Source organism: uncultured Caldilinea sp. (assembly GCF_937128415.1).
GTDB lineage: Bacteria > Chloroflexota > Anaerolineae > Caldilineales > Caldilineaceae > Caldilinea.
The window spans coordinates 155,586-168,146 of sequence record NZ_CAKZMJ010000067.1 but is presented as its reverse complement, the minus strand read 5'-3'; the positions used below and the strand labels follow the sequence as shown (position 1 = coordinate 168,146).

Annotated in this window: 7 protein-coding genes and 2 tRNA genes; all 9 read right to left on the bottom strand. The window is 64.3% G+C overall.

The window, feature by feature from the left end; genetic code table 11:
* Positions 1 to 56: 56 nt before the first annotated feature.
* The 9 genes from Q0367_RS12255 to Q0367_RS12215 all read right to left on the bottom strand — a co-directional run bounded on the left by Q0367_RS12255 (position 57) and on the right by Q0367_RS12215 (position 12,509).
* A tRNA-Met gene (locus tag Q0367_RS12255) sits at positions 57 to 133 on the bottom strand.
* A gap of 39 nt (positions 134 to 172) precedes the next feature.
* Positions 173 to 244 (bottom strand) — tRNA-Met (locus Q0367_RS12250).
* Between the two features lie 82 nt (positions 245 to 326).
* The gene (locus Q0367_RS12245) at positions 327 to 2,357 is read right to left on the bottom strand and encodes a glycosyltransferase family 39 protein (protein WP_297639065.1); all 2,031 of its coding nucleotides are present in this window, start codon (positions 2,355 to 2,357) and stop codon (positions 327 to 329) included.
* Positions 2,354 to 4,936: a glycosyltransferase family 39 protein gene (locus Q0367_RS12240; protein ID WP_297639090.1), complete on the bottom strand. Its 2,583-nt coding sequence runs from the start codon at positions 4,934 to 4,936 to the stop codon at positions 2,354 to 2,356. The genes Q0367_RS12245 and Q0367_RS12240 overlap by 4 nt, the downstream gene beginning before the upstream one ends.
* The gene (locus tag Q0367_RS12235; RefSeq protein WP_297639093.1) at positions 4,933 to 7,506 is read right to left on the bottom strand and encodes a glycosyltransferase family 39 protein; all 2,574 of its coding nucleotides are present in this window, start codon (positions 7,504 to 7,506) and stop codon (positions 4,933 to 4,935) included. Before Q0367_RS12235 ends, Q0367_RS12240 begins: the two co-directional genes overlap by 4 nt.
* Before the next feature lie 57 nt (positions 7,507 to 7,563).
* Positions 7,564 to 9,072: an L-fuculokinase gene (locus Q0367_RS12230; protein ID WP_298982538.1), complete on the bottom strand. Its 1,509-nt coding sequence runs from the start codon at positions 9,070 to 9,072 to the stop codon at positions 7,564 to 7,566.
* Positions 9,073 to 9,397: 325 nt separating this feature from the next.
* Complete coding sequence (locus Q0367_RS12225; protein ID WP_297639100.1) at positions 9,398 to 10,438, bottom strand: alcohol dehydrogenase catalytic domain-containing protein; 1,041 nt, start codon at positions 10,436 to 10,438, stop codon at positions 9,398 to 9,400.
* 99 nt (positions 10,439 to 10,537) lie between these two features.
* The gene (locus Q0367_RS12220; RefSeq protein WP_297639111.1) at positions 10,538 to 11,875 is read right to left on the bottom strand and encodes a glycoside hydrolase family 140 protein; all 1,338 of its coding nucleotides are present in this window, start codon (positions 11,873 to 11,875) and stop codon (positions 10,538 to 10,540) included.
* 28 nt (positions 11,876 to 11,903) lie between these two features.
* Entirely contained in the window at positions 11,904 to 12,509 is a 606-nt protein-coding gene (locus Q0367_RS12215; RefSeq protein ID WP_297639114.1) for an SIS domain-containing protein, read from the bottom strand.
* Between the last annotated feature and the right edge of the window lie 52 nt (positions 12,510 to 12,561).

Below are 12,561 nucleotides of genomic sequence, written 5' to 3'. Positions count from 1 at the left end.
ACCCATCGCTGCCTCGCTTGGCAACGATGGGCTCAGGAGGATGATGCACACACCTTTGGTGGCGATGACTGGACTTGAACCAGTGACCTAGGGATTATGAAGCCCTCGCTCTAACCGACTGAGCTACATCGCCGGATTCAGAAGCCGCCAGCGGAGCGCTGGCGGCTTGAGGTAGCGGGGGTAGGAATCGAACCTACGACCTTCGGGTTATGAGCCCGACGAGCTACCGCTGCTCCACCCCGCGGCGATTACATTGTCAAATATAGCACAGAACGGCTGAGAGGTCAAAAATTCGTCGCCGTTTTTTAAATTAAATATAGATTCACTCAGTTCGAGCTCCCCGATAGTTCAATCTCCCCGATCGGAAGCGGGCCTTCTTCAACAGCGCCGGCGTCCGGGGCATACACCACCACTTCCAGCCGATAGCGCCCGGGCCGGAGCTCCGGCGGTGGAGAAAGCGACTTCCAATCCGGCAGCGCCGCCTCAAAGAAGAGCGTGGTCGGGAGAATTCCGCGCGCAGGCGGGCCATCCTGCTGGGCGAGCACCGCCCCTTCAGCGGAGACGATACGCACCGACGTGTTGAGCTGGCGGTCAATCGGAGCCGCCGCTCGCCAGGTGAGTTCGACGTGCAGCGGCTCACCGATGACCGGCGTGGTGCTGCGCCATGCAAGCAATTCCAGGCGGCCAAAACGCAGGGGCGGATCGAAGGCGTGCTCGAGCGGATAGGCGGGCTGTGCTCTCCAGCCCTGCGCCAGCAACGCCATGACCCCGCGCTCCTGGAAAGCGATGTCGAATTGTTCAATCACCATGCGCTGGAAGTCGCTCTCGTAGCGCGTGGCGAGGCGGAAAGCGTCGGTCACCAGCCAGACGCGCGGCGCGCTGTGCAACGTCGCTTCGAGCTGGTCAGTCCGGTTGAGCAAACGCGCGCCGGACCAGCGATCGACGAGAATTCCATCCCTGTTGATGACAAATTCTTCGTAGACGCGCTGCACTGCGTAGAAATCGCACGGCGCGCCCAGCACGAAGGCGCAGGCCGGCGGCTGGGGCGTCATCACCACGTCGCCCGGCTGACGGTGTCGGGCCACATATTCGAAGACGCGATCGTAGCCTTCGACCTGACGCGTGGTGGCCGCCAGCGCAGGCTGCCAGCCCATCCATACGACGACTCCGGAAAGGGCGAGCGTTGTCGCCCATCGCCACGGCTCCCGCGCCAACCGCGCCTCGATCGGCCAGACGGCGCCCGCCGCGCCCGTCAGCAGCCAGAGCGGCTGCACCAGGAAGAGATAACGCGCCTCGCGCCACTGCCCGCCGACCAGCGTCAGGATGAAGATGAGCACGAAGAGAAAAGGCCAGGCGAAGAACAGCGTTGCTTGATGAAAGGGCCTCAGATGGGCGAGGCGCCACCGCTGCTGCGCCAGAGCGACCAGCGCGACGCCGACCGCCAGCAGCGCCGCCAGCGTCCACGGCAGCCGCTCCGGCGCCGTAAGCAGCGGCGCATAGGCGGGCCAGGCCGTCGCAACGTCAAAGCGCGGAGTCACATACGGGCGCTCCGCCTGGATCGTCTCGAAAAAGCCCGGTTGCCCGAAGATTTCGATGAGATAGCGCACCACCATGCCGGCCAGAATCAACGCATGCGCCGGCCAGACCTCGCGGCGCAAGAGCCATCGCAGGCCGCGCCACAACGCCATGCCCAGCAACAACGGCGGGTAGAGCAGGACGGTCTGTTCTTGCGAGAAGAGCGCCAGGAGGAAGAAGAGCGAAAAGATCAGGTGGCGTTTGAAAAGCTCTTTGCTCCAGCCTTTTTCTGCGTCGGGGGCTTTCACGGCCCAAAACGCCGCCCACACGGTCAGCAGCGTAAAAAACTGCAACTGCGCGTAGAAACGCGCCCGGCCGCCCCAGACGATCGCCTCCGGCAGCAGCGTCAACCCCAGCGCGGCCAGCCAGGCCACGCGTCCGTTCCATTCCCGCCGACCGATGGCGAAGATGGCCGCAATGGTCGCAAGGTTGAAGAAAAGCGCCGGCAGGCGCCCCGTCGTATAGTCAAGGCCGGCGAGCGCGCCTGCAAGGGCGGTGACGTAGGTGGCGAGCAGCCCGCGCGTGTAGAGGACGCCGCTGGGCATGAGCGGCGCGCCGAGCTCCAATGTGCGCCTCGCCGCCCACAAGGTCGTGAACTCGTCCACGTGCAGGCTGACGTTCTGGATATGCCGCCAGCGCAGCCAGAATCCCAAAACGAGCAGGACGCCGACCGCCGCCAGCGAAAACAAAAGGCGCTTTCTCAAGGCGCCGCGATTTTCCTCCTCTGGCTCCCCAGGGTTTTCGATGCGCTCCTGGTGCGGAACGGGTAGGGAGGCTTTCATGGGACGGCGATCTCCCCGATGACGGCGAAATCGCCGACGTTTTGTTCGCCCTGAGCAACCGGCAGGCGTCTGTCGCCCGCATACAGCCCCACGCGCACCGGATAGCGTCCAGGCGGCAGATGCTCCGGCAGCGCCACGGCGATGACATCTACAATGCGCTGTCCGGGCTGCCAAGTGTTGGTCGGGGCGAAGCCGTCCAACGGCGGCCGGTCGCGCTGGGCGACGAGCTCGCCCCTTTCATCAACGATGTGCACGAAAGTTGTGTAGGCTTCAAGGGGCGTGGTGAGCGCGTCCCATTGGAGATGAATGCGCGCTGTTCGCCCTGCTGCAGAGTCGCTCTCCAGGAAAGCGCCGGACAGGCGGGCGACCTCGCCGAAGGTGAAAGGCGGTTCGAGCGCAGGAGCGCTTGGCGCCTCCCCGACCTGCACCAGGGCGATTTTGCGCTCGTCGCCGGGCAGGCGTTCGCCTGTGCGCGCATCGATTGCCGCCAGCGGCTCGAAGGTGGCCGGGTCATAGAACGAAAGCACAAGCTGATAGAGGCCTGGCGCTGCGTCGTCGGCCAGCGCAAGCGTGTGACCGTCCGGGCGCACCTGACGCACCGGCCAGTCGCTTGTCGGCGCGCCCCAGGGCCAGCCTTCAGCGCGCCAGCGTTCTTCGCCATCGGCGTTGAGCAGGCGCACAAGCACGTTGTAGTCGGTCTCCATCGGCGCCAGCGCCTGCAAATAGAAAGTGACAAGCTGAGACGCCCCGGGCGCCATGTGCGCTGTCTCCATCTCGACGCCGATCAGCCGGATGGCGCCGCCGAAATCGGTCGCCGGCGCGGTGTTGAGCGCAATGAAGGGAGGCAGCAGCGTGTTGCGCAGGTCGTAGACGCGCGCCAAGGTCAGTCCGTTCGCCTGCACCTCGTGGACGGGCGTCTGCGCCTCGAACCAGGCTACGGCTTCTTGCGAGGGCAGTTGGCGCTGCCACTGGTTGATGTAGGTGACGGCGTAGTCGGTGTCGAGCCACGAAAGCGGAGAGCTGTAACCCATCGGCACGGCCACGCCGTCGGAAAAATAGGAAAAAGGGCCATCTGCATACCACGCAGCGATGCGAAAATTTTCGCTGCCCGGCAGCGTATTGAGCCAGCGCGCCGCCGCGTCCAGCCCCTCCCCCCAGCCGACGAAGAGCACCTGCGGCGCAGTGCGGCTGCCGCCGACGAGCGGATTGTAGTAGGTCAGGTAGTAGGGATAGGTGAGGGCGGTGAAAAGGCCGTGCAGTGCAAACGCAGCCCCCAGCAGCGTTGCCGTGGGCGGCGCGCTGCGCAGACGCCGCAGCCAGCCGCCCCCTTCGATGCGCCACGGCGTCTGGGCAAGCGCCAGCCAGCCCACCGCCGCCGCCAGGTCGAAAGCGAGAAAGGCGGGCAGGATGTAGCGGTCAAATTTCTTGGCGGGCACGCTCATCGCTGCAATGAAGACCAGTGCAAAGAAGAGCGCGCCGCGCACCGTGCGACGCGTGCGGACGTCGGCGAAAATCCACTCGCGGCGCACATAAAAGACAAGCGCCGCTGCGACGCCGATCAGAACGGCGGGCGTGGTGCGAAAGAGGAGCGCCACCGGATAAAAGAATGGGCCTGGGTCGTCTGTAGGCGCGCCCAGGAAGAAGTTCGGGTTGACGTGCCCTTCGACGTAGGCTTCCATCTCCGTCGCCATGCGCAACAGCGCACCGACGGGGTTGACCCACATCGCCGGCCACAACAATGCGAAAGTGGCGACGGCGACGACGCCCCATAGCACGTAACCGAGGCAGAGGCGGCGAATGATGGCGACGGCGGAGACCCCTCCGCCGGGATGAGACGAGGGCTCGTCCTGATCCGCGTAAGGATCGGAGTCTAGAATCTGACGGCGAGCGCGCCACACGCGCCAGCATTGCACGACGAGCAAAACGCCTCCGATCGGCGCCAGGAGCGCAGCGGGCGTCTTGGTCAGCCACGCCAGCCCCATAAAGACGCCGGAAAACAGCAGGTCTCGCCACAGGCGGCCGCCGTAGAGCCAGGCCATGAAGAAGAGCAGCGAGAGGAAGATAAAGCTGGCGACGAAGCCGTCCGGGTGAAGTTGTCGCGAGAGCGCCACGCCGAAAGGGTCAACGGCGAGAAAAATGAAGGTCAGATAGGCGCCGTCGCTTCCGAGCAACCGCCGCATGGGAAAGATGCCCAGCCATAAGAGCAGCGCCACGCCGAAGGCGATCCAGCGGCGGCCAGCCACCAATAGCTCCAGCGGCGTGTGATCGCTGTTTGCCTTAAGCCATGCCTCGAAGTGTTCGCGCTCCCACGTGAAGTAGCCCGGCGCCTGCTGTGGATACTCGGGAAAAACGCCGAGCAGGCCGAGCGCGCCCGCCCACATCACGGTGACGCCTGGATGTTCGCGCTGGAAGGTCTGGGCGAAATCGGCGTGGCTGAGGGCGTAGGCGAAGTTGGCCGAACGCGCCAGCCATTTGCGCTCGTCGGGCGAGACGTAGGCATCGAGCGCCAGCGTGCGCGGCAGCCACGCCAGCAGGAAGAGAAAGAGCAGCCAGGCAGCCTGGCGATAGCGCAGCGTCATTCTTCTCCGATGCGGATGTCGGTCAAATGCACCTGCGTGCCGATCTCGTTGCCCTCTTCATCCACGATCGGCAGCCGCTCGAAGGTCTCCTCCAGATACATGCCCGTGTAGAGCGGATAGAGGCCGTCGGGCGCGTCTTCCTTGACGGGAATGATGTAGGGGTCGGCGACCAGCTCGCCCGGGTCCCACCGCCAGGTGTCGCGGCCTTCGCAGACCGGATAGCCGTCGCGCTGCGCCACGATCTGCCCGTCGCCGAAGTAGGCCTGGTTGAAGACCTTGTAGGACTTGTCGATCGGTTGCAGGGCGCGCCAGAAGAGCGTCAGATAGATGTTGTCTCCCTGGCGCAGCGGTTTTTCGTAGCGAATGTCGTATCCCTCCAGGGCGATCAGGTTGCCCAGGTTGGCGTACAACGGGAAAGCGATCGGCGGATCGACCGAGGGATAGGTGAGCGGCAGGTCGGCCAGCGCATGTCGATCGAAGGCGTCTGCGAATTCCTCGTTGCGATAGGTGATCAGCCCTTCATTGGGCAGCTGCGTCGGAAATTCATGGCGGGCGCCGGTGCGTTTGTAGATGATCATCTTGTCGCGACCGTTAACCTGCACCCGTCCCCACTTCTCGAAGCCCTGGCGCAGATAGTGCTCCATGGCAAGCATGTCTTCGTTCGTCCAGGGCTCGAGGTTGCGAATTTCAAAGAACCATATTGCGTCGCGGCGGCAGCGCTCCTCCCCGCGCGTGTACCAGGCCGGCACCCACGCCTCCTTTTCGTTCGTCTCATAGGGGCCGCTGAGCACGCCCTGGCGATAGAGCTCGCCGACGGTCTTCCAGCCGTTGTTGAGGGGATAGCCGAAACGCGCTTTGTTGTCCGGCTCCTCATAGACGGTCCAATAGCCCGGCGGTCGCTTCTCGAAATAGTTGAGCAGCACTTCCTCCTGGCTGAGGAAGAAGTGATAGGCGTAGAGCCCGAAGTAGACGGACAGCGCCGCGGCGACGCCTGCACCCATCCATGTCGCTTTCGGCGCGCCGATGCGTTCTTGCAGCGCTGCCCAGAGCAACGAGAGTTCGTCGCCTGCAATCAGCGCCCAGGGCATGAAGAAAGTGTAGACGTGCGTGCGCGGCTTCTCGGTGAGGAAAAGCGCCAGGATCATCACGACGCTGAACCAGAGCCAGATCGTCCGGTTCTCCAGCCGCTGCCGGGGCGAGAGCACGATCAGGCCAAAGACCAGCGTAAAGGGAAGCACGATCCAATCCTTGCCGCCGATCGTGAGCCATTCCGGCCAGAAAAGGGTGACGCCAAAGAAGAGCGTGATCAGCGCCGAGAGCGCAAGGCTCCACGAACGGTTGAAATTTTGCCGCACGACGCGCAGCGCCGCCAGCAGCGTCAACGCAATCCAGAGCAACACCTGCAGCGTGGTGCTATAAAGCGTGGTGCGCAGAAAGACGTCGTTGAGGTTGTTGTAGGGCGGGCTGCCGCCGATGCGCCTCACCGTGAGATAGGTGTACGTGGCGGCGAAGCGGTCATGAAAGATGTAGGGAATATAGAAAATCCCCAGGAGCACCGCTCCGACGCCGGCGGCGAGCGCGGCGGCGCCCAACAGTTGACGCCACTGCGCCCGATGGCGCAGGAAGGTCGCTGCAAGCAACGCCGCTGCGGGCAGGGCGGCCAGCACGCCTTCGTAGTGCGAAAGGATGGCGGTCGAAAGCAGAAGCGCGGCCAGTATGAGGTAGCGGGCCGTCGCCATAGGCTTTACATAAATGCGATAAAGGATCAGCACCGTCAACACCGAGGTGAGGAAGACGATGCTCTGGTACTGGACGATGTGCGCGAAGCCGATGAAGTAGCCGTCGAAGGCCAGGAACATGGCGGCGATCCAGCCGGCCAGCGGTCGATAGAGCCGCGCGCCGAGCAGAAAGACCGCCAGCAGGCCGGCCAGGTTGGCGATGGCGAACGGCAGGCGCGCCGTCTGTTCGGTGAGATGACCTGTCAGTGTGTACAGGACGGTGGGCAGGAGAATTTCGGTCGGCCCCTTTTTGTGGAGCATCAACACATCTTCGTAGCCCTGCAGCACGGCCGCCGCGCGCAGGGCGGCCCGCGCCTCATCCCCTTGGAAATCAGCGTATCCCAGCCCGACGAAGCGCGTGACTGCGCCCACCGTCAGCAACACGGCCAGGCCAGTCCATAGCCAGCGTCGGTCGCCGCCGAGGGCAGGCCAGGCCGGCGCGCCTGGGGGATGAGGTTTGCGTAACCATAGCCAGAGGAGCAGCGCCAGCGTCAGCGCATCGAAGGCCAGCAGCGTGGGGAGCTGCGTCGGCCCGCCGGGCAGATAGCTCAGCAGCAGCATGACGATCACCATGACGCCGAAGGCTGCTGCAATGCTGTACAGGAGCCGTTCCCAAAGGTCCGGCCGCGAGACGCTTCGCCCCACCAGTGCTTCGATCAACAACGCGCCGGGCAGAAACCCGGCGATCACCAATACCGCCAGCGCCTGCGCCAGCATCGGCGTCGGCGTCAACAGGACAACGTGCGCCAATGCGCTGACGAGCAGGGCAATTCCAAGCCAACGATTGTTCATGGAGAAAGAGTGTACCACGACATGGCGGAGAGGCCATATCGTGACCCGCCGCAGATTTTACAGTTCGGCGAGCAGCTCCGCCAGCAGCGGATAGAGCCTGCGATAGCGGGCGTACTGAGCCTCGTAGGCCTCCGTCCATGCGGCGGACGGCTGGATGCGCTCGCGCCAGCGCACGGTCTGCGCCACAGCCGCAGTGAAATCGGGATAGACGCCTGCACCGACGCCGGCCAGCAACGCAGCGCCCAGGCAGGCGGCGTCGGTGACGGCGGGGACGCGCAGGGGAATGCGACAGACGTCGGCCTTGATTTGGAGCCAGAGAGCGCTGCGAGCGCCGCCGCCGACCGCGTGCAGCTCGTGGATCGCCACGCCTGCAGCGCGCAGCAGGTCAAGGTTGAGGCGCAGCTCATAGGTCAACCCTTCCAGCGCCGCCTTGACGATTTCCGCTTTGGTGGTGGCGAAGGTCAGTCCCAGGAGCGCCCCCTTCGAGCGCACGTCCAGCGTGGGCGTGCCGCTGCCGGCGAAGTGAGGCAGCAGCAGCAGACGGGTTGGCCCTGTCGGCGCTCCCTCCAGCAGCAGGTCATAGGCGTCGACGCCGGTGGCGGCGGCCTGCTCCATCTCCTGGCGACCGAATTGGTCGCGGAACCAGCGCAACACCAGTCCGCCGCTGTGGTTGAGCGTCATCGCCAGATACAGGCCGGGGACGACGTGACGATAGATGGAGACGCCGCCCTTCTGCAGCGCGGGCGCCGGCGTCGGCGACTCCATCGCCACCTCGACCACTTCGGCGGTGCCGGTTGAGACCATCGCCAGGCCGGGGACGATCACGCCGCTGCCCAGCGCTGCGCACGCCTGGTCGTGACCGCCGCTGACGAGCCAGAGGTCCTGGGCGAGACCAAACTCTTGCTTGAGTTCGGCGCGCAGCTTTCCCACCACGCCGCCGGCAGGCGGCGCCGGTTTCGCCAGTCGGGCGCGTTCGATCTTGCAGCGCGCCAGGATGTCGTCGTCCCAGTCGGCGGAGGCCAGATTCATCAGCTGCGTGCGCGAGGCCAGACAGACGCTGACGACAGCCTCGCCGCCCAGCCGGCGCATGAAGAAGTCTTCGTATAGTAAAAATTGATGCGCCTCTCGCCAGAGTTCCGGCTCATGGCGCTGCAGCCAGAGCAGTTTTGGCAGCGTGTTGATCGTGTGCAGGGGCATGCCTGTGCGTTGGAAAAGCGCATCTGCGCCGAGGGTTTCCGACAGCCAGGCATTTTCAGCCGTCGTGCGCGTGTCCATGCCCAGGATGGCGGGGCGCAGCGCGCGGCCGCGGCGGTCGACCGGAATCACCGCCTCCCCTTGGCAGGAAAGCGCCAGCGCTACAGGCGGGTCGTCGGTCGCCTGCGTCGCTGTTTCGCGCAGACATTGCCACGCCAGCGCCCAGACCTGTTCGGCATCCTGCTCCGCCCAGCCAGGCTGCGGCGTCTGGACTGCGTATTCGCGTCGCGCCTGCGCCAGAACGCGGCCATCTTGCGCGAAGATCATGGCCTTGCAGCCGGTTGTGCCGATGTCCAAACCGATCAGCGACATCGCTCCTCCTTTCGAGTCCGTGGCTCACGCAGAACGCAAAGATGCAGAAGAAATTCACAATAGGAGGTGAGGCAGTTCGTGAAGTTTTCTCATAGGATGCGACCCTCCAGGAAGCTTATGAATTTCACAAATGCTTCTGGCAACCTGGAGACGCAGCTCGTAGCTGCGCTTCCTCGAATTCCCCAAGACTTTGCGGCCCGCCGAGAACGTGCGGCTGAGAGCCGCACCTCCTATCATTGCCGCCTTATTTGCTCAATCCGCTCTATCGATTGCCAGGTTCAACTGAGCAATTTCTGTCACGATGATTGCTCCTTCGTGGATCGTTTTATGGCTTGATCAGCACTTTCAATCCTTCTCCGCTGTTGGCGGCGGCGAACGCCGCATCGATCTCATCGAGCGCAAAGCGGTGGGTGATCAACTTTTCGACCGGAATCACTTTGCGCGCAAAGAGGTCGAGCGCCATGGCGTGAGCAGTCGGATGATAAGAAAAGGCGCCGATCACTTCGATTTCTCCGTAGTGGATGCGGTTGCTGTCCAGCGTGGTCATCGGGTTGGCCTTGGGGAGGCCGCCGAAGAGCACGACCTTTCCCCCTTTGCGCACCATGCGCACCGCCGCTTCCTGTGTGGAGGCGTCGGGGTTGGCGCAGATGGCGATGTCGGCGCCCAGGCCGTGCGTCAGCTCGCGCACGCGCGCCACCATGTCCTCTCGGCTGCTGTCGATGATGGCGTCCGGCTCAAAGCGGGCGATCAGCGCGCGGCGACGGTCGTTGCGCACCACGATAAACGCCCGCGCGCCGCGCGCCTTCGCCGTCAGGGTCAGCAAAGCGCCGATCGGTCCGGCGCCGATCACCACGACGACGTCATTCAGGCTGGTGTTGGTTTTGATGTGCGAAGCCAGCACCGAAGAGCACGGCTCGGCCAGGGCGGCGATCTCGTCGGACAGATTGTCCGGAATCGGATGGACGACGCCGTTGGCCAGCACTTCGCCGCTGATCGCCAGCTTCTCGGCAAAGCCGCCGGGGTGGCCGGGAGTGATGCCGAGAAACCGCGTCTGGTCGCACAGGTTGAACAGGCCGCGCTGGCAATACCAGCAGCGCCCGCAATGAATGTCCGGCCCCACCGCCAGGCGGTCGCCGACGGCGATGGACGCGACTTTAGGACCGACCGCAATCACTTCTCCGGCGATCTCGTGGCCTGGGATGATCCCTTCTACGCCGGGCGGCAGCCCCTCGCGCCAGCGCCGCAGGTCGGAGCCGCAGACGCCGCACGCCGTGACTCTGAGCAGGACGCCGTCTTCAGGCAAGGGTGGATCGGGAACTTCACGCACTTCAAATTGTCGAACGCCTGTTTGAATCGCTGCTTTCATGCCCAGAATCCGCTCTTGAGAATGTGAAAGTGTAAATTGCGGAGTTCCGCAGGCATTTTTAAACCTGCGTCAATCCGTTTCATCCGCCTCATCCGTGTTCTATCCTTCTCCCGGGCGCCCAAATTCCGCACGCACCGCGTCGAGCACGAGCACCCAATCAGGGCCGTCGCAAGGGGGATGGAAAGTTGCGGCTCCGCGTGCCGCGAAGTCGCCGATGAGGGAGGCGCCGCCGGTGCGCGGATTATACCACCAGGCGCGCACCTGTGCGTCGGCCACCCAGTCCAACGTCACCGTGATCGGCTGCACCAGCGGCGTGTAGATCAGGGCGTAGCGACCCTCTGCATCGCGCGTGGCGCGCATGTGGCTGCCGCGTTCGGTCGGGTTGTCGACCAGAATGCCCTGGTCGGGAATGCGGCTGAAATAGGGTCGCGACTCCACAAGCCGGCGCAAATAGCCGATCTGCATCGCTCCTGGACGATCCAGCGCCTCGGTCCAGGGGCGATCGACGTGGTTGATCGGTGGATAGCGGACGCCACAGAATTGCCAGATGGCGTGATGCCCGTAGGTCACGCCGCAGCCTCCGGCGAAGACCGAACGGTAGGTCTGCTGACGCACGTCGTGGTCGCGATAATAGCCGTTGGCCGGGCTCCACGTTGGCCAGGGGTTGATCGGATGATCTTCGTAGTTCGGCTCGCCGTCGAGGGTCGGCTTGATGGGCTGCAATGCGGAGTCGCGCTCGATCATCTCCCAGACCGGTGCGCTGCGTCCGCCGCCATGGCCGGACTGCATCATGTTCATGTCGAGCCAGGCCTCCTCATGCAGCTCTTCGGAGCTAGAGTGCCCGCCCCAAGGGTGGTAGGTCTTGAGCGGCCGACCGCCTGCGCCTTCATCGATGCCGGCGGCCATTGCGCGCCAGATCGGGCGATAGTCCTTCTCCTCGTGCAGCGCCGGCCGGTCTCCACCTAGAATCCAGAGGATGTTGCTGCGTTCTCGATAACGGGAGCCCAGCCAGCGGCCATACGCGTATGCGTTCTCCGGCGTGAAGATCGCCGGCCCGGCGCCCCACATCGGCGTCACCTTGTCCCCCCACGTCGGCAGCAGGCCGACGTAAAGGCCCTTTTCCGCCGCCTTGTCGATCACGGCGTCGACATAGCGAAAGTAGGCCTCGTTGGGCCGCGTCGGGTCTTCGTCGAGCAAGGGGAGGTCGCCGTAGACGTTGGGCGTGCGAACGCCGTCGAATTCGGCCAGAGCGACCGCCTGGATCACGTTCATGCCCTTGCGACGGCGGTTTTCCAGATAGCGTTCGGCTTCTTCGAGGCTGAGCCGGTGGAAAAGCTCCCATGCGGTGTCGCCCAGCCAGAAAAAGGGTGCGCCGCTTTCGGTCTGTAAGAAACGGCGGTTTTGATTAACTTGAATTTTGGGCAGAGGTTTGGTCATCGGTGTTTTTCCTTTGCTCGATCACCTTTTAAGTTAATGCTTTTCTGACAAGCTCCGCCGTAGCGCCGGAGGGATGCGTCTGCGCCAGCGTCGTGAGATCGAAGCCGCGCAGGTTCTTGGCCGCCAGACAGAGGGCGTCGCACAGCGCGCCGGCAGCCAACGTGCTGCCGAAGGGAAGCACGCCCTCGCCTTCGGCGTAGACAGCGGCGGGCAGCGTCAGCACCACGTCGCTCAAGCCACCCAGCTCCGAGTCCGGCTTCCAGGTCAGGCTGATGACCTTGCCCCCCCGCTCGCGCGCGACGCGCGCAAAGTGGTTGATCTCGGCGCTCTTGCCAGCTTTGGAGAGCGCGATCAGCACATCGCCGGGCGCCACCGCCGCCGACGGTCCATGCAAGGCGTCGGCGGGGGGCGCGAAGAAGGCGTGCATCCCGCAGGTGGCGAGCAGGTGCGCCAGCCGCCGCGCAATTGCGCCGGAGGTGCCGGAGCCGGTCGTCATGATGACGCCGGGGCATTGCGCTACGAGGAGAACTGCATCGACAAAGGGCTGACCCAGCCCCCCCGCCACCTCGGTCACCGCTCTGCCTTCCGCTTGAATCAGCGCCTTTGCCTGTTCCAACAAGGTGTTCGCTTCCATGCAATCCTTCCTTTCCACAGAGCTGCTCCCCGCCCCTATTCGAGGGAAGCTA

Coding starts and splice junctions, on each gene's coding strand:
- Q0367_RS12245 (WP_297639065.1), bottom strand. CDS start 2,357: ATGAAAGCCTCCCTACCCGTTCCGCACCAGGAGCGCATCGAAAACCCT.
- Q0367_RS12240 (WP_297639090.1), bottom strand. CDS start 4,936: ATGACGCTGCGCTATCGCCAGGCTGCCTGGCTGCTCTTTCTCTTCCTG.
- Q0367_RS12235 (WP_297639093.1), bottom strand. CDS start 7,506: ATGAACAATCGTTGGCTTGGAATTGCCCTGCTCGTCAGCGCATTGGCG.
- Q0367_RS12230 (WP_298982538.1), bottom strand. CDS start 9,072: ATGTCGCTGATCGGTTTGGACATCGGCACAACCGGCTGCAAGGCCATG.
- Q0367_RS12225 (WP_297639100.1), bottom strand. CDS start 10,438: ATGAAAGCAGCGATTCAAACAGGCGTTCGACAATTTGAAGTGCGTGAA.
- Q0367_RS12220 (WP_297639111.1), bottom strand. CDS start 11,875: ATGACCAAACCTCTGCCCAAAATTCAAGTTAATCAAAACCGCCGTTTC.
- Q0367_RS12215 (WP_297639114.1), bottom strand. CDS start 12,509: ATGGAAGCGAACACCTTGTTGGAACAGGCAAAGGCGCTGATTCAAGCG.